Origin of the sequence: Georgenia sp. AZ-5, from assembly GCF_043952095.1 — a bacterium.
Taxonomy (GTDB): Bacteria; Actinomycetota; Actinomycetes; order Actinomycetales; family Actinomycetaceae; genus Georgenia.
Genome location: NZ_JBINOU010000001.1, coordinates 1,989,457 through 2,006,958, shown reverse-complemented (window position 1 = coordinate 2,006,958; position 17,502 = coordinate 1,989,457). Strand labels below are relative to the sequence as shown.

Here is a 17,502-nt window from a genome sequence, read left to right as displayed (position 1 = left end):
ACCTCACCTCGTTCGCGCGTGCTCCCCGTTCCCGTCCTCGAGCCCCCGGGCGAAGCGGGTGAGGAGCTCGGCGAAGGCGCGGCGGTCCTCGGCGCTCCACGACTCCAGGGGCTGCACCAGGAGCCGGCCGCCGGAGGAGCGGACCATCTCGAGCACGTCGCGGCCGCGCTCGGACAGGCTCAGCAGGGAGGCCCGCCCGTCCTGCGGGTCCGGCGCCCGCTCCACCAGGCCGGCGCGCTCGAGGCGGCGCACCTGCGGGGTGACGGTGGACTTGTCGACCCCCTGCCAGGCGGCGAGGCTCGTCAGCCGCATGGGTCCGTGCGCGGCGAGCGCCTCCACGAGCCACGTGTCGGTGGCCGTCAGGTCGACGCCCTCGCCGGCCCACAGCCGGCTGCGCACGGTCGAGCGGCTCGCCCACCGCAGGAGCGCGACGACGGCCCGCTGGATGCGCTCGGCCGACTCGTCACCCTCGGCCGGGGCCGGGACCCCAGGGACGTCGCGGTCGCCGACGGCGTCCGGGACCGGTGGCGCACCGGACCCCGCGCGCGCGGCGTCACCACGCGCGGGCCGCCGCCCCGCGGACCTCCGCTCATCCAGCTCGGACATATTGGTGAGGCTACACCAACCAATGCCTCGGGGTGCGGCCCTGACCTCTTGTATGGTTGGCACCGACCAACCACCTGTCCGGCCGTTCGCCGAAGGAGCACCCATGGTCGAGAACAACGGCGGGGACGCCCCCCGGACCCCCGAGAAGGACGCACGGCAGGAGCAGCGGCCGCCCAGGGGCGGCCAGCGCGCCGCCGGGCGCCAGCGTGCCGCCGGACGCCAGCGTGCCGCGGCACCGACACCCCCGCCGGGCCAGCGCCCGTGGCGCACCGAGGGCCTGCCCCGGCAGGACGGGCCGAAGAAGCCGAGGTGGGGCCAGATCGCCGCGTGGGTCCTCATCGGCTGGCTCGCGTTCTTCGTGCTCACCACGCTGCAAGACCTCTCCTCCTCGCGGGTCGCCTCCGTCCCCTACACGGAGTTCACCGACCAGGTGCGAGCCGGGAACGTCGCGGAGGTCTACTCGCAGGGGCAGACCATCGAGGGCGTCCTGCGGGAGGAGGCCGAGGTGCCGGTGGACGAGGACGCCGCCGGGGCGGAGCAGCCCGCCGGCGAGGGCGCCACGTACACGCACTTCACCACCGAGCGCCCCGCGTTCGCCCAGGACGACCTGCTGTCCCAGCTGGAGGCCTCGGGCGCCGTGGTGCGCGCCACCCCGGTCGCGCAGGGACGGGGCCTGCTGCCCAACCTGCTCATCTCGCTCCTGCCCATCGCGCTGCTGGTCGGCTTCTACGTGTGGTTCTTCCGCCGTCAGACCAAGGGCATGGGCGGCCTGATGGGCAAGAAGAAGCCCAGCAGGGTGGACCCGCAGGACGTCCGCGTGAACTTCGACGACGTCGCCGGCATCGACGAGGTCGAGCAGGAGATCTCCGAGATCGTCGACTTCCTCGAGAACCCCGAGAAGTACCGCCGGCTGGGCGCCCGCACCCCCAAGGGCGTGCTGCTCGAGGGCGGCCCCGGCACGGGCAAGACCCTGCTGGCCCGCGCGACGGCGGGCGAGGCGGGCGTGCCGTTCTTCTCGGCCAGCGCCTCGGAGTTCATCGAGATGATCGTCGGCGTCGGCGCCTCCCGGGTCCGCGAGCTCTTCGAGGAGGCGCGCAAGGTCGCGCCCGCCATCATCTTCATCGACGAGATCGACACCATCGGCCGGTCCCGCTCCGGCGCCCGGTCCATGGGCGGCAACGACGAGCGCGAGCAGACCCTGAACCAGATCCTCACCGAGATGGATGGCTTCACGGGCACCGAGGGCATCGTCGTCATCGCCGCCACCAACCGCGCGGACGTGCTCGACGACGCCCTCACGAGGCCCGGGCGCTTCGACCGCAAGATCACGGTCTCGCCGCCCGACGCGCACGGCCGCGAGCAGATCCTCCGGGTGCACACCAGGTCCGTCCCGCTGGCACCGGACGTGGACCTGGGCCGCGTGGCGCGGTCCACCCCCGGCATGACCGGGGCCGACCTGGCGAACCTCGTCAACGAGGCCGCGCTGCTCGCCGCCAGGCGCGAGCGGGACCACGTGACCGCCAAGGACTTCGCCGACGCGCTGGAGAAGGTCCAGCTCGGCGCCGAGCGCGCCGTCGTCATGCCCGAGGAGGAGCGGCTGCGCACCGCGTACCACGAGGCCGGGCACGCCCTGCTCGGCATGCTGCAGCCGGGCGCCGACCCGGTCCGGAAGATCTCGATCATCCCCCGCGGCCGTGCGCTCGGCGTGACCCTGTCGACGCCGGAGACGGACAAGTACGGCTACGACGTCGAGTACCTCAAGGGCCGCATCATCGGGGCGCTCGGCGGCATGGCGGCCGAGCAGGAGATCTTCGGCGTGATCACCACGGGCGCCGAGTCGGACCTGTCCACCGCGACGGCAATCGCGCGGCAGATGGTGGGGCGCTGGGGCATGTCGGAGAAGATCGGGCCCGTCCAGGTCTACCCGGCCGACGGCGACGCCCGCCAGAACGGCGCCTCGGAGGGACTGCTCGAGGCGGTCGACGACGAGGTCCGCGCGCTGCTGGACGCCTGCTACGCCGAGGCCCGTCGCCTGCTGCGTGAGCACGCGTCCCAGCACGAGTCCATCGTGCGGGCGCTGATGGAACGCGAGACCCTCGACGAGGCCGAGGCATACGCGGCCGCCGGCATTGACCGCCCGGTCCAGGTTCCGCAGATGGTGGGGGCGGCGCACGGGTCACCGGGCCACGGCGCGCCCCGTGACGGCGGCCCGGCGGGCGACTCACCCGCCCGCGGGGCACCGGGTGCACCGGCCGCCGACGTGTACGTGTAGGAAGGGACGACATGACGACCGAAGCAAGCCAGGACCCCGGCGACCGCGTGCCCGAGCCGGCGCTCGCGCTCGACGCCGTCACCGCGACGCCGAGGGCGGTGCACACCTCCCACGGCGTCGCCCGGCGCGTGTTCTACCCGGCCGCGGCGCTCGTGCTCGCGTTCGTGCTCGTCGCCGTGGCCTTCCCGGACTGGCTGAGCGGGCTCATCACCGCGGCCAACGACGTCGTGGTCAACTCGCTCGGGTGGTACTACGTCCTCATCGTCACCGGGTTCGTGGTGTTCTCGCTGGCGCTGGCATTCTCGCGGCTGGGCAGCATCAAGCTGGGCCGCGACGACGAGGAGCCCCAGTACGGCGTCCGGAGCTGGTTCGCGATGCTCTTCGCGGCCGGCATGGGCATCGGCCTCGTCTTCTGGGGCGTCGCCGAGCCGCTGAACCACTTCGCGACCCCGCCGCCGCGGGCTGAGGGCTCCCCCGAGGTCCTCGCGCAGGGCGCGATGACCTACACCTTCCTGCACTGGGGGCTGCACGCCTGGGCGATCTACATCGTCGTGGGCCTGTCTGTCGCGTACGTCGTGCACAGGCGGCGCCGGCCGGTCTCCCTGCGCTGGACGCTCGAGCCGGTGCTGGGCACCCGACGGGTCGAAGGCGGCTGGGGCCACGCGATCGACGTGGTAGCGATCGTCGGCACGATGTTCGGGATCGCCACGTCACTGGGGTTCGGGGTCGTGCAGGTCGGCGCGGGGCTGGACCACCTCGGCGTGATGGACCTGTCCCGGACGGCCCTGGTCGTGCTGATCTCCGTGATTGCGGGCCTCGCCATGATCTCCGTGGCGACCGGCCTCGACGCCGGCATCAAGTGGCTGTCCAACGCCAACCTCCTCCTCGCCGGGCTGCTGCTCCTGGCCGTGCTGGCGCTGGGGCCCACACTGTTCCTGCTGCGGGAGTTCGTCCAGTCGATCGGGGCGTACCTCGAGCGCTTCATGCGGCTGTCCTTCGCGACGCTGCCCTACCAGGGCGCCGAGGGCGAGAGCTGGCTGGCGAGCTGGACCACCTACTACTGGGGCTGGTGGATGAGCTGGTCACCGTTCGTGGGGGTGTTCATCGCCCGGATCTCCCGCGGCCGCACCGTGCGCGAGTTCATCGCCGGGGTGCTCCTCGTCCCGACCCTCGTGACGTTCCTGTGGTTCTCCATCATGGGTGGCGCGGCGCTGTACCGGGAGCTGTTCGGCGCTGGCGGGCTCATCGGCGCCGACGGCGCGGTGGACAACAACACCGCGCTCTTCTCGGTCCTCGAGGCCCTGCCCGGCGGCCCGGCGCTCTCCGGCCTGGCGATCCTCATCATCGTGATCTTCTTCGTCACGAGCTCGGACTCCGGCTCCTACGTGGTCTCGATGCTTTCCTCAGGGGGCGACCCCAGCCCGCAGCTCTGGGTGCGGCTGGTGTGGGCGGCGCTCTCCGGCGCGATCGCCGCTGTCCTTCTCGGCACGGGCGGCACCGAGGGCGGCCTGGCGTCGCTGCAGACGATGGCGATTCTCGTGGCCGCCCCGTTCAGCGTCATCATGATCGCCATGTGCGTGGGCCTGTTCCGCTCGCTGCGCGCGGACCACGAGGCCGCGGAACGAATTCGCCGGGCCATGGTGCGCGAGCGGCTGGTCTCCGCCGTGGTCGGGCAGCTCGGCGGCACGGACACGCCTCCGAACTGGCCGATCGAGGCCAGCGACGCCTCCCGCCGGCTCCGGGAGCGGCTGCGCGGCCGACCGCACCAGGAGTGACCGCCGCCGGCCGGGCCAGGGCGACGCCGCCGACGGTGGGGCCGCACTGTCGGCGCTAGTTCCGTGTCGCGAGCAGCCGCTCGTTCTCCGGCACGAGCCGCTCCTCCCACAGCCGGTGCACCTGCTGGACCAGCTCCTCCGGCGTGCCGGAGTTGTCCAGCCAGACGTCGGCGACGGCACGCCGCTGCTCGTCGGTCGCCTGGGCGCGCACCCGGGCGAGCGCTTCCTCCCGGGTCATGCCGCGGTCGCGGACCAGCCGCCCGACCCGCACGTCCTCGTCCGCACCGACGACCACCACGAGGTTGTAGCGCCCGGCCAGGCCGTTCTCCACGATGAGCGGCACGTCGTGCACCACGATCGCCTCCTGAGGCGCGGCCGCCTCGCGGCGGGCGCTCTCCCGCCCGACGAGCGGGTGGGTGATCTCGCCCAGCCGGCGCCGCGCGTCGGGGTCGGCGAACACCAGGCGCCCCAGCGCGGCGCGGTCGAGCGACCCGTCGGCGCGCAGGATCCCCGGACCGAACGCCGCCACGACCGCCGCCAGCCCCGGCGTCCCCGGCTCGACGACGTCCCGCGCGATCCGGTCGGCGTCGATGACGACGGCGCCCAGCCGCGCCAGCTCGCGGGCGGCCGTGGACTTGCCCGCGCCGATCCCGCCGGTGAGCCCGATCTTCAGCACGCCCGGAGCCTACCGCCGCGACCCAGAAGCGGACGGCGGTGTGCGCGGAGTTGAGCCGTCCGGACTAAACTTCCCGACGGATCCGGTCGCCACGCCCGGAGCGCGGCGACCGGAGCTCTCGGACCGACGTGTGGAGGTGGTTGGTGACTCAGGCGTGGACCCAGGCGGGTGAGCCGGCGCACGTGGTCGGCCCCACCGTGACCGTGCTCTCGGGCTCCTCCTTCTGTCTCAGCGACCAGGGCGGGGACGTGCTGCCCGGCTCGGCTCAGGGGCTGTACGTGCGGGACACCCGGGTGCTGTCGAGCTGGCAGCTGCGCATCGACGACGAGCCGGTCGAGCCGCTGACGGTGCTGGGCGAAGGGTCCTACCGCTGCACGTTCGTGGGGCGCAGCCGGCCCCGGGCGGGCCTCGCCGACAGCACGCTCCTGGTGGAGCGGCACCGGTTCGTCGGCGCGGGGATGCGCGAGGACCTGGTGCTGCGCAACCTCGGCCGCGAGCCGGCGGCGTGCGTGCTCTCCGTGCACGTGGCGGCCGACTTCGGTGACCTGTTCGAGGTCAAGCAGGGCCGGGTGCGCCCGCGCGGTCGCCACTCCATCGGGCACGGCGACGGCGAGATCCGGCTGTCCCGCAGCTGGCAGGACCACACCCGCGAGCTCCGGGTCAGCGCCCCGGACGCCGCCACCACCGGGCCGGACATCCTGACTTTCCGCGCCGTCGTGCCCGCACGCGGTACCTGGCGCGCCACCATCCACCTCGCGCCGGTGGCCGACGGCGAGGAGCCGCCGACGACGTTCCCCGCGGACGAGCCCGTCGAGCGGGCGGGGCCGGCGGTGCGCCGCTCCGCCTGGCTCGGCGACACGCCGCGCCTGCACGCTCACGACGCGCTGCGCCGCACGCTCGCGCGCAGCAGCGAGGACCTGGAGTCGCTGCGCATCGACGACCCCGCCCATCCCGGCGAGGTGGCGGTCGCCGCCGGGGCGCCGTGGTTCATGGCGCTGTTCGGCCGCGACTCCCTCCTTACCGCGCTGATGACGGTCGGCATGAACCCGGCGCTGGCGTTCGGCACGGCCCAGGCGCTCGCCCGGCACCAGGGCGAGAAGGTCGACCCGGTCTCGGAGGAGGAACCCGGCCGCATCCCGCACGAGCTGCGCTTCGGCGTGGACGCGACGGCCTCTCTGGGCGGCAACGTCTACTACGGGACCGCGGACGCCACGCCCCTGTTCGTCATGCTCGTCGCCGAGCTGCTGCGCTGGGGTTACGACCGCGAGCGGGTCCACGGCCTGATGCCGCACGTCGACCGCGCGCTGGAGTGGGTCGAGAGGTACGGGGACGCGGACGGCGACGGGTTCGTCGAGTACGAGCGGGCCACGGACCGCGGCCTCGTGAACCAGGGCTGGAAGGACTCCTTCGACGGCATCTCCTTCGCCGACGGCCGCATCCCCGAGGGGCCGGTCGCCCTGTGCGAGGTGCAGGCCTACGTCTACGGCGCCTACCGGGCCCGGGCGCTGCTGGCGGCGGTGTTCGAGGGCGACGGCGCCGCCCGCGCCTGGGAGGAGCGGGCCGCGCGGTTCCGCCGCGCGTTCAACGAGCGGTTCTGGCTCTCCGGCCGTGGCTGGTACGCCCTCGCCCTCGACGGGCACAAGACGCCGGTGGACGCCCTCACCTCCAACATGGGCCACGCGCTGTGGACCGGGGCGGCCGACGCCGACAAGGCCCGGGCGGTGGCCGCGCTGCTGCTCTCCCCCGAGATGTTCAGCGGGTGGGGGGTGCGCACCCTCGCGACGTCCATGGGGGCGTACAACCCGATGAGCTACCACAACGGGTCGGTGTGGCCCCACGACAACGCCGTGATCGCGGCGGGTCTGCGGCGCTACGGCCACGACGCCGAGGCGGCGCGGGTTGCCGGCGCGGTGCTGCAGGCGGCGCGCGCCTTCGACGGCCGGCTGCCCGAGCTGTTCTGCGGGTTCGACCGCTTGGCGTACGCCCGGCCCATCCCCTACCCCACCGCGTGCTCGCCGCAGGCGTGGGCGTCGGCCACGCCGGTCGAGCTGCTCCGCGTGCTCCTCGGCGCGCGCCCGTGCGTGCCGCACGGCCGGCTGCGCCTGGACCCGCTGCCCGCGTTGCCCGGCGAGTTGCGGTTGACCGGGGTTCCCCTGGCGGACGCCCGGGTGGACCTCGAGCTGCGCGACGGGCGCCCGCGCCTCAGGGGGCTGCCGGCGGGTCTCGAGCCGGGTCCGGAACCCTGCCCCTGCGACGTCGTGCCGCGCTGATCCGAACTGGGCCGGCACCGTCCACAACGCCGTCGACCCGGCCGAGCTAACCTACCGGCCCGACAGGGCGGACTGGGTCCTCTTCCTCGGCCGCTGCTCGCCCGACAACGGGATGCACGTGGCCATCGACGCCGTCGCGCGATCGAGCCGGCGCAGTGCCGCCAGGAGGTGCTGCACCGCTTGTCGCCCGAAGTCATGGCCGAGGGGTACGAGCGGCCGGCAGGATCGCTGAGGCGCGGTCAGCCGGCGTCGTCGGGATCGATCGGGGCGTGGTGGTCCAGGGCCACCACGCCCCGCTTCCAGTAGCCGTCGACCTTGACGTTGTTCCGGTAGCCCGACGCGCGCAGCCACCGCCTCACGGGCACCAGCGAGCCGGCCTCGCCGGCGAACCAGGCGTAGCCGACGCCGTCCCGAGGGGGCAGCGCGCGGACCGCGTCGGCGAGCAGGGTCGTGGTGCCGGGCGCCGCGTTCCCGCGCCGCAGGTATCGGACGGTGTGCTCCGGGCGCGGGGCCAGGTACGCCTCGTCCGCGGGGTCGGAGACTTCGACGAGGACGTCGGCCGGCGTGCCGGCCGGGGCGAGCTCGAGCCAGCGGGCGAGGGCCGGCAGCGCCGTCTCGTCGCCGCCGAGCAGCAGGTGGTCCGCGCCGGCCGGGGGCAGCACCGAGCCGCGCGGTCCGCCGACGGCGAGCTCGTCCCCCGGGCGGGCGTCGCCCGCCCACCGGGACACCGCGCCACGGTCGTCGTGGAGGACGACGTCGAGGTCGAGCTCGCCCGGGCGCACCGCACGCGGGGTGTAATCCCGCACCGTCGGCGGGACGGCCGGGCGCACGAGGCCGTCCGGACCGGCTTCCGGCACGTGCAGCTCACCGGTGACCGGGTCGGGGACGAAGAGCTTGACGTGGTCCTCGGGACCCTCGGCGGCGAACCCGGCCAGCTCCTCGCCGCCCACGGTGAGGCGGAGCATCCGGGCGCTGAGCCGCGCACGCCGGAGCACGCGCAGGCGCCTCACCGTCAGCGGATGACGGACCCGCTCGCGGGCGAGGGCGGCGGGCGGGGTGGGGTTCGTGGTCATTGCGGCAGGTTAGCCGACACGCCGAGGCCGTCCGGTGCGCTACCGTGCTGCGGCCGCGCCGTGGGGTGGGGCTCCGCTGCGGCCCCGCGCCGTGGGGTGTGGCTCCGCTGCGGCCCCGCGCCGAGGGGCGTCCCGGCCTGCGGCTGCGGCGACCGGTGGCGGCGGGCAGGATGGGTGGGCAAGCGTGCCCGGCCCGGCCGGGCAGTGAAACGCCACAGAGGAGGAATCACCATGCCCAGACCCGTCGTGAGCAAGGGCAGCGCCGTCTGGAACGGCGACCTGGTCTCCGGCAAGGGCCGCGCCTCGCTGATGAGCTCGGGGCTCGCCACGTTCGACGTGAACTGGAAGGCGCGCTCGGAGAGCCACGACAGCACCACCTCGCCCGAGGAGCTCATCGCCGCGGCGCACGCCACCTGCTTCTCCATGGAGTTCTCGAGCCAGCTGGCGAAGAACGGCACCCCGCCCACCCAGCTCGACACCAGCGCGGAGGTGACCTTCGTGGTCGGTGAGGGCATCACCGGGATCCACCTCACGGTCGACGCGCAGGTCGACGGGATCGCCGAGGAGGACTTCCAGCGCGTCGCCGAGTCGGCCAAGGTCGGCTGCCCCGTCAGCCAGGCCCTTACGGGCACCGAGATCACCCTCACGGCCAACCTGGCCTGACCGCCGGACCAGCCCGCCGGATCGACGAGGCCCGCCGCCCCCGGAGGGGCGGCGGGCCTCGTGCTGTCAGACCGTCAGGCTCAGTGGCCGGTCAGCTTCTCGCGCAGGGCGGCCAGGGCCTCGTCGGAGGCCAGGGTGCCGTGCGCCTCGGCCGGGGCCGAGGTGTAGGAGGTCGGGCCGGCGGTGCCGGCACCCGGGGTGCCGGTCTCCGCAGCCTCGGCGTCGGCGTCGATGGCCGCCGCGACCTGCTTCTTGTGGGCCTCCCAGCGAGCGTGGGCCTTGGCGTACTCCGCCTCCCACGCCTCGCGCTGGGCCTCGTAACCCTCGAGCCACTCGTTGGTCTCCGGGTCGAAGCCCTCGGGGTACTTGTAGTTGCCCTGCTCGTCGTACTCCGCGGCCATGCCGTACAGCGACGGGTCGAAGTCCTCGCTGGTGGGGTCGACGCCCTCGTTCGCCTGCTTCAGCGAGAGGGAGATCCGGCGACGGTCGAGGTCGATGTCGATGACCTTGACGAAGACCTCGTCGCCGACCTTCGCGACCTGCTCCGGCAGCTCGATGTGGCGCTGGGCCAGCTCGGAGATGTGCACGAGGCCCTCGATGCCGTCCTCGACACGCACGAACGCGCCGAACGGCACCAGCTTGGTGACCTTGCCGGGCACGACCTGGCCGATGGCGTGGGTGCGGGCGAAGGCCTGCCACGGGTCTTCCTGGGTGGCCTTGAGGGACAGCGACACCCGCTCGCGGTCCATGTCCACGTCGAGGACCTCGACGGTGACCTCCTGGCCGACCTCGACGACCTCGTTCGGGTGGTCGATGTGCTTCCAGGACAGCTCGGAGACGTGCACCAGGCCGTCGACGCCGCCCAGGTCCACGAACGCACCGAAGTTGACGATCGAGGAGACCACACCGTGGCGGACCTGGCCCTTCTGCAGGGTCTGCAGGAAGTGGGACCGGACCTCGGACTGGGTCTGCTCGAGCCAGGCGCGGCGGGAGAGCACGACGTTGTTGCGGTTCTTGTCCAGCTCGATGATCTTGGCCTCGAGCTCCTTGCCCACGTACGGCTGGAGGTCGCGGACGCGGCGCATCTCCACCAGGGAGGCGGGGAGGAAGCCACGCAGGCCGATGTCGAGGATGAGGCCGCCCTTGACGACCTCGATGACGGTGCCGGTGACGACGCCGTCCTCCTCCTTGACCTTCTCGATGGTGCTCCAGGCGCGCTCGTACTGGGCGCGCTTCTTGGAGAGGAGGAGACGACCCTCCTTGTCCTCCTTCTGGAGGACGAGCGCCTCGATGTGGTCACCGACGGAGACGACCTCGTCGGGGTTCACGTCGTGCTTGATGGAGAGCTCGCGCGAGAGGATGACGCCCTCGGTCTTGTAACCGATGTCGAGGAGGACCTCGTCCCGGTCGACCTTGACGATGGTGCCCTCGACGATGTCCCCGTCGTTGAAGTACTTGATGGTCTCGTCAACGGCGGCGAGGAAGTCTTCCTCCGAGCCGATGTCGTTGACGGCAACCTGCGGGGACGTCGGCTGCGTGGGCGTAGTGGTGGTCATTGAGCTGTGGACTCCGATGCGGACAGGGATAGTGCGGACATGTTGGTCGTGCTTCCGGGCGGCACGGTGCCAGAGCACACGTGCGCCTCGGGCGATCCTACCGAGCGGCGACTCGGCCGGGCAACAAGCGGGTGCGGGACGCCCGGCACACTGGGACCAAGACCGCTGACCGGATCGTGAAGGACGCGGAGACGTCGCACCACTTCAGAGACGCCACAGAGCGGTTGTCTGCTCGTGAGCACGCGGCATCCGAGCGGCGTCCGCGGCGACACCTAGCGGGCCGGCGGCTGGTGCGGCACCTGTCGCAGTCGGTGTTCGACCGGCTCGTTCTCCTGCTGACGGTTGTCGCCGCCTGCTACCTGCTCTCCTGACGCCGGTCCCACACTGTTTCGCGACTGCTCGCTGAGCCAGCCTGTGCTTACCGAAGACCGCACCGCCGAAGAAGTGACCGCTCACCGAAAGAGTGACCGCTCACCGTAGAAGTTACCGCTGCTGGCCGATCTTTGACCGCTCACCGTAGAAGTAACCGCTGCTGGCCGATCTTGGGCGCCCTCTCCCGGCAGGAGGAACCGGGCCCGTAGGCCCCGGGGACGACGAACGCCCCGCTTGGAGGGCGGGGCGTTCGTCGTCGATCTGCGGGTCGGTACCAGGGTCCGGTCAGCCCACGCTGGCCCGGCGGGCGGCGATCTCCTCGGAGATCTCCCGGAACTTCGCCTCGGTGAGCGGGTAGAGCGCCATGACGAGCAGCGAGAGCAGGAAGAACCCGGCGGTGAGCCCGCCCGCCCACAGCTGGATGTTGGCGGCGACGCCCTCGGCCTGCTGCCCCCCGCTGGACGCGGTCGCCGCGCTGAAGCCGGCCCAGGTGAGCGCGAGCCCGCCGACGAACCCCCCGAGAGCCTGTCCCATCTTGCGGGTGAAGGAGAAGACGGCGTAGGTCGTGCCCTCGGTGCGAGTGCCCGTCTTCCACTCCCCGTACTCGACCGTGTCCGCCTCCAGAGCCCACATGAGGGTGTTGACGCCGTTGAGGCCGGCGCCGAGGAAGAAGAAGGCGACCAGGCCGAGCCACGGTGCCGTCTGGAGCGGGGCGAGCCCGAGGATCGCCGCACCGGCGACGCCGACGACGCCGAAGAGGAGATACCCGGAGCGCTTGCCGATCGTGCGGACGATCGTGGGGATCAGCGGGCCCACGACGAACAGGGCGAGCGTCTGGGCGAGCGTGTTCCACGCGATGTACTGGGCGTCCCCCTGGACGTAGATGGCGATGTACGACCCGAGCGTGCTGAACGCCGTGACCCCCGTGAGGAACAGGACCGCTCCGGCCGAGAGCCACACGAGCGGCTTGTTCGTCGTCAACGTCCTGAGGCTGTCCCGCAACGAGACGGGGTTCGCCGACCGCACGACCTGCTCGCGGGTGTTGAAGACCAGGAACAGATACAGGCCCATGCCGGCGACGACGAAGGCCGCCGTCGTCCAGAACAGCGACGTCTGGAGCGCCTCGGGGTTGTCGGCGTTGCCGCGGATCTGCGGGGCAATGATGAACGCGAGCGCGAGCACCGCGACCGAGGCGCCGTACCCGCGGAAGGCGGCGAGCTTGCCGCGCTCGACCGGGTTCTGGGTGATCGCCGGGGCCATCGAGCCGTAGGCGATGTTGACGAGGGTGTAGAACACCGACCCCATGAGAAGGTACGTCACGTACATGTACACGACGGCTGCGGTGCCGGAGATGTCGGGGAAGAAGAACCTCGCCGAGTAGATGAGCATGCTCGTCACGAGCAGCGGCAGGGAGAACCACAGGATGAAGGGCTTGAACTTGCCCAGCTTCCCAGGCTTCTTCGCGTCGATGAGCCGGCCGGCGATGAGGTCGGTGAACGCGTCGATGAACCGCACGAGGAGGAACATCGTGCCGATGACCGCACCCTCGATCCCCACGACGTTCGTGTAGTAGAGGATGAGGAACATCCCCGCCATCGTGAACGACAGGTTGTTCGCGGCGTCACCGGCCGCGTAGGCGAGGTAGTTGCGCAGAGTGAGGGGCTTGCGGACGGCCGTCTGGGTCGCGCCGGTCGCGGTGCTGGTCGTACCCATGGTCATTTCCTGTCTCCCGCCGTCGCGCCCACGGTCTGCGCCTCCCGCTCGGGGAACGTGCCTTCGCTTCGGATGCGCTGGTTCAGCTCCTTGAGGTAGAGGTCCTCGTCGAAGTCGAGCGGCACCTCCTGGCCGAGCCAGCTGGACAGGTGGATGGCGTTGGCCAGGCGCACGCCGTTGATGCCGTCCGAGCCGGGGGCGAGGAGCGGGGTGCCGTCGAGGATGTTCGCCGCGAAGTTCTCCAGCACGCCAGAGTGCTGTGCCCCCCAGGCGGAGTCGAACTCCACGACCTCCTGCGAGTAGTACGTGGTCGGGTCCATCTCGCCCATGAAGAGCTTGCGCACGTCCTCCATGCCCATGGAGTCCGAGAGCTCACGCTCGTCCTCCATCAGGCGGGTTACGGTGGCGGTCTTGGAGCCGTCGACGACGATCTTGCCCTTGTCGCCGAGGATCTCGAACCGGTCGGTTCCGACGAGATCGTGGACGGCGGTCACGAAGGTGCCGGTGGCGCCGTCGCCGTAGTCGACGACGGCGGTCACCTCGTCCTCGACGGCGATGTCACGGCGGAACCCGTACGCCACCTTGGAGTAGACCGACTTGGGCACGCCGCAGATCCACTGCCACAGGTCGAGCTGGTGCGGGGCCTGGTTGACCAGGACGCCGCCGCCCTCCCCGCCCCAAGTGGCGCGCCAGGCGGACTGCTCGTAGTAGCCCTGGGGCCGCCACCAGGTCGTGATGATCCAGTTCGTGCGGCGGATCTTCCCGATCTCGCCGGCGTCGACGATCTCCTTGATGCGCTGGTAGAGCGGGTTGTTGCGCTGGTTGAACATGATCCCGAAAGTCAGCTCGGGGTGCTGAGCGGCAACCTCGTTGAGCTCCTTGACCTGCTTGGTGTAGACGCCGGCCGGCTTCTCCACCAGCGCGTGGATGCCCGCCTTGAGGGCGGCGATCCCCATCTCCGGGTGCAGGTAGTGCGGCACGGTGGTCACGACGGCGTCCACGTCACCGCTGGCGAGCAGGGACTGATAGTCCGCGTGCACCGGCACGCCGTACTTCGCGGCGGCCACCTCCCGCTTGGCGGGGTCGATGTCCGCGATGGCGCCGATCTCCATGTTGGGGACCATGCCATCCTTGATGAAGCTGGCGTACATCGACCCCTGCGCTCCCAGGCCGATGATGCCGAGCCTGACCTTGTTGTCAGACACAGGCGGTTCTCCGTTCGTTCGTGGACTCGGGAAACGAGCCCTTCACCTACTGATCAGTCGCTGCTGCGTTGCCCGCCGTAATGGGTCTGGGCAGTCGGCAAGCGGGCGGCGGAGCGGTGGCACCCAGGCGTCCTCGCCGACGCTGACTTGGCTTCCGCGAGCAATACCAGGGGCGAGCCGACAAACTGAATTCAAGCGCTCCGTCGTTTAGCCATAGACGGGTTCCCTCTTTCCATCGCTGCTTTGCTCTGGCGGGACGGCACCATTGCGTGCGCCCAACACTGTGGTCGATCCCCCCACCGACCAAGCAGTTGCCAAAAGTTGCCTATGTCCAAGATGCTGGCGACTGATGCCTTGCAGGAGACACGTCGATGCGCTGACATCTGGCCACATGGCGGCATGGAGGGCTACCTGCGCCGGCTAGAGCACGGAAAAGGCAACATCTGGCAACTCGTAGCCAACCTCCGGAGAGCCACACGAAGGTGAACGGTAATTGCGACATCACCGGCCACGCTCAGTGAGGAGCTGCACCCATGTGGACACTTTCGGGATTCTCGGACGAGATCTCACCCGACCTCGAGGAGCAGACTTCCCTCGTCAAGAAGCTCGGGATGTCCTACCTCGAGTTCCGTAGCGCCTGGGGCACCAACGTGCTCGACCTGGACGACGACCAGCTGACCCGGGCCCGGCAGATCCTCGACGCCCACGGCCTGAAGGTCTCCAGCATCGGGTCCCCGATCGGGAAGATCTTCGTCGACGAGGACTTCGAGGCGCACCTGGACCGGGCCCGCCACGCCGTCGACGTGGCCCACCACTTCGGCGCCCCGTACATCCGGATCTTCTCCTTCTTCATCCGCGCCGACGACGACCCGGACGACCACCGCGACGAGGTCATCCGCCGCATGCGGGCGCTGGCCGACGTGGCCGAGGAGGGCGGCGTCATCCTCCTGCACGAGAACGAGAAGGACATCTACGGCGACATCCCGCGCCGCTGTGTCGACATCCTCGAGTCGGTGGGCTCGCCGCACCTGCGCGCGGCGTGGGACGCCGCCAACTTCGTCCAGGTCGGCGTCCGCCCCTTCACTGAGGGCTTCGCCGCCATCCGCCCGCACCTGGAGTACGTCCAGATCAAGGACGCGCACCTGAGCAACGGCGAGGTGGTGGCCGCCGGCCGCGGCGACGGCGAGGTTGTGGAGACGATCCGCGCGCTGCGTGAGGACGGCTTCGACGGCTTCTTCTCCCTCGAGCCGCACCTGTCCCAGGCGCACAGCCTCGGCGGCTTCTCTGGCCCGGACCTGTTCACCGAAGCGTGGCAGGCATTCACCACGCTGCTGAAAGACGAGGGCATCGACTACCGATGACCACGACGACGGCGCGGCCAAGGCTCGCCGCCAGCCCGTTGGGGTACGTTCGCGGCTCGGTCAGTCAGACCCCGCTGGAACAGCTTGCCCAGGCGTTCGCGGACCTGCACGACATCGGCTTCACCGCCGTGCGGGTCGACGTTCCCGACGGTCTTCCGCTGGATGACTACGCCCACTGGCTAGGCATCTACGGGCTCGCCCCGGCGGTCGGCATCTTCGCCGCCACCTTCGACGGCCAGGAAGAGCTGCCGGACATCCTGGAGCGGGCACGGCGCACCGCCGCCGAGCACACCACGCTCGGCCTGGACCGGGTGATGCTCCTCGCCGACCCGGTCCCCGCCCGGATGGCCCGTCCCGCGGTCGGCGCCGCGCACGTCCCAGGCGGGTTCGCGCGCGCCGTCGACGAGATCGGCGCGACCGCCCGGGTCCTCGCCGGAGGCGGGCTACGGCCCCTGCTGCATCCCCGCGTGAGCGGGCTCGTGGAGACCGAGGCGGAGGTCGTCGCGACGTTGGAGACCCTCGGGCCGGACGTCATCGGCTTCGGCCCGGACACCGGCCACCTTCGCTGGGCGGGGATGGACCCCGCCGTCATGGTGGCCCGCTTCGCGGACCGCGTGGGCGCGGTCCACCTCTCTGACGTCTTTCCCGACTACGCCCAGCCGACCCGGCGCGGGCGCGGGAAGGGCTACGAACAACTCGTCGGCACCGGGCGGGTGTGGGCCGTGCCGGGGGACGGCGTCGTCGAGTTCGAGCGCATGCTCGCGGCGCTGCCGCCGAGCTTCGACGGGGACCTCATTGTCGAGATCGCGCGTCCGAGCTGGTGCTCCGTGTACGAGGCCTACCAGCGCGCGTACGAATGGGCAACGCCCGTCCTCGCGCCGGTCCTCGCCTGAAGGAGAAGACATGACCACAGCAGCAGTGATCGGGGGCGGAGACGTCTCGACCGTCCACTTCGAGGCTGTCGACGCCATCGAGGGGATCGACCTCGTCGCAGTAGTCGACACCGACCCCGCGCCCCGCGCCGCCGCCGTCGAGAGGTACGGCGTGCCAGGCTTCGCCGACCACCACGAGATGCTCGCTGCGGTGCGCCCCGACGTCGCCCATGTCTGCACCCCGCACCATCAGCACGTGCCCGTGGCGCTGGACCTCCTCGACGCAGGCGTGCACGTGCTGATCGAGAAGCCGCTCGCGCACACCCTCGAGGACGCCCAGCGCCTCGTCGAGGCCGCCGAGCACAGTTCCGCGCGCATCGGCGTGTGCTTCCAGAACCGATACAACGCCACATCACAGGCCGCCCGCCAGCTCATCGACTCGGGCCAGCTCGGCGCCGTCCTGGGGGCCACCGCGACCGTGATGTGGACCCGCACCCCGGACTACTACCGCGCCAAGCCATGGCGCGGGAAGTGGAGAACCGCCGGCGGCGGACTGCTGATCAACCAGGCCATCCACACACTTGACCTGGTGCAGTGGCTCGTCGGCGACGTCGTTGAGGTCAGCGGCCACGCGGCCACCCGCCTCTACGGGGACGTCATCGAGGTCGAGGACACCGCCGAGATGCTCCTGACCCACCACGGCGGAGCCCGCAGCATCGTCTACGCCTCCCTCGCCAACGTCGTCCACGCCCCCGTCACGATCGACGTCACCGCCGAGCGAGGGAGCCTGTCCATTCGCGGCGACCTCACCGTCACCCACCCGGACGGCCGCGTCGAGGTCGTCCCCGAGCGTCGCGCCCCCTCGGGCGGTCGCTCCTACTGGGGCGTCTCCCACGAGATGCTCATCCGGGACTTCTACGCCCGGCTCGGCGACGAGGCCCCGTTCTGGATCACCCCGCGTGAGGCGATGAAGTCCCTGCGCATCCTCAAGGACGTCTACGCCCAGAGCGGCGTCGACCAGCCCCGGCTCGCCACCCCCGCACGCTGACATCCACCCATCGCCACCGGGGCCCGTACGAAGCCGGCCA

General features: G+C 71.4%; 13 protein-coding genes. 7 read left to right on the top strand and 6 right to left on the bottom strand.

All coding sequences use genetic code 11. From position 1 onward, the window contains the following. Window positions 1-3: 3 nt before the first annotated feature. A complete protein-coding gene (locus ACF0H8_RS09450) occupies window positions 4-606 on the bottom strand; it encodes a MarR family winged helix-turn-helix transcriptional regulator (protein WP_395288687.1) in 603 nt (200 codons plus the stop codon). Window positions 607-709: 103 nt separating this feature from the next. On the opposite strand from ACF0H8_RS09450, the gene ftsH reads away from it, so the two are divergent. Beyond that, window positions 710-2,878, top strand: coding sequence for an ATP-dependent zinc metalloprotease FtsH (ftsH, locus tag ACF0H8_RS09445; RefSeq protein WP_395288686.1), 2,169 nt, complete (start codon window positions 710-712; stop codon window positions 2,876-2,878). Between the two features lie 11 nt (window positions 2,879-2,889). Next, window positions 2,890-4,653: a BCCT family transporter gene (locus ACF0H8_RS09440; protein ID WP_395288685.1), complete on the top strand. Its 1,764-nt coding sequence runs from the start codon at window positions 2,890-2,892 to the stop codon at window positions 4,651-4,653. A gap of 55 nt (window positions 4,654-4,708) precedes the next feature. Here the strand turns inward: ACF0H8_RS09440 and coaE are convergent, their stop codons facing one another. Beyond that, a complete protein-coding gene (gene coaE / locus ACF0H8_RS09435) occupies window positions 4,709-5,329 on the bottom strand; it encodes a dephospho-CoA kinase (protein WP_395288684.1) in 621 nt (206 codons plus the stop codon). A 143-nt stretch (window positions 5,330-5,472) separates the two neighbouring features. Here coaE and ACF0H8_RS09430 point away from each other — a divergent pair, with 143 nt between their 5' ends. Next, window positions 5,473-7,599, top strand: coding sequence for a glycogen debranching N-terminal domain-containing protein (locus ACF0H8_RS09430; protein WP_395288683.1), 2,127 nt, complete (start codon window positions 5,473-5,475; stop codon window positions 7,597-7,599). 239 nt (window positions 7,600-7,838) lie between these two features. On the opposite strand, the gene ACF0H8_RS09425 is transcribed toward ACF0H8_RS09430, so the two are convergent. Continuing rightward, window positions 7,839-8,672: a siderophore-interacting protein gene (locus ACF0H8_RS09425; RefSeq protein WP_395288682.1), complete on the bottom strand. Its 834-nt coding sequence runs from the start codon at window positions 8,670-8,672 to the stop codon at window positions 7,839-7,841. 231 nt (window positions 8,673-8,903) lie between these two features. On the opposite strand from ACF0H8_RS09425, the gene ACF0H8_RS09420 reads away from it, so the two are divergent. Further along, window positions 8,904-9,335, top strand: coding sequence for an OsmC family peroxiredoxin (locus ACF0H8_RS09420; RefSeq protein WP_395288681.1), 432 nt, complete (start codon window positions 8,904-8,906; stop codon window positions 9,333-9,335). An 80-nt stretch (window positions 9,336-9,415) separates the two neighbouring features. On the opposite strand, the gene rpsA is transcribed toward ACF0H8_RS09420, so the two are convergent. The 3 genes from rpsA to ACF0H8_RS09405 form a co-directional block, all read right to left on the bottom strand. Continuing rightward, window positions 9,416-10,891, bottom strand: coding sequence for a 30S ribosomal protein S1 (rpsA, locus tag ACF0H8_RS09415; protein WP_395288680.1), 1,476 nt, complete (start codon window positions 10,889-10,891; stop codon window positions 9,416-9,418). A 657-nt stretch (window positions 10,892-11,548) separates the two neighbouring features. Beyond that, window positions 11,549-12,976 (bottom strand): glycoside-pentoside-hexuronide (GPH):cation symporter, encoded by a 1,428-nt coding sequence (locus ACF0H8_RS09410; protein ID WP_395288679.1) that lies wholly within the window; start codon window positions 12,974-12,976, stop codon window positions 11,549-11,551. A 2-nt stretch (window positions 12,977-12,978) separates the two neighbouring features. Then, window positions 12,979-14,181, bottom strand: a complete 1,203-nt coding sequence (locus ACF0H8_RS09405) for a Gfo/Idh/MocA family protein (protein ID WP_395288678.1) — start codon at window positions 14,179-14,181, stop codon at window positions 12,979-12,981. Between the two features lie 533 nt (window positions 14,182-14,714). On the opposite strand from ACF0H8_RS09405, the gene ACF0H8_RS09400 reads away from it, so the two are divergent. Genes ACF0H8_RS09400 through ACF0H8_RS09390 form a run of 3 tightly spaced genes read left to right on the top strand, consistent with a single transcriptional unit; the run spans window position 14,715 to window position 17,462 of the window. Next, window positions 14,715-15,542 carry a sugar phosphate isomerase/epimerase family protein gene (locus tag ACF0H8_RS09400; RefSeq protein ID WP_395288677.1) on the top strand — a complete coding sequence of 276 codons (828 nt, stop codon included), beginning with the start codon at window positions 14,715-14,717 and terminating at the stop codon, window positions 15,540-15,542. Beyond that, a complete protein-coding gene (locus ACF0H8_RS09395; RefSeq protein WP_395288676.1) occupies window positions 15,539-16,435 on the top strand; it encodes a sugar phosphate isomerase/epimerase family protein in 897 nt (298 codons plus the stop codon). The genes ACF0H8_RS09400 and ACF0H8_RS09395 overlap by 4 nt, the downstream gene beginning before the upstream one ends. Window positions 16,436-16,445: 10 nt before the next feature. Then, on the top strand, window positions 16,446-17,462 hold the full coding sequence (locus tag ACF0H8_RS09390) for a Gfo/Idh/MocA family protein (protein WP_395288675.1): 1,017 nt from the start codon (window positions 16,446-16,448) through the stop codon (window positions 17,460-17,462). Window positions 17,463-17,502 lie beyond the last annotated feature (40 nt).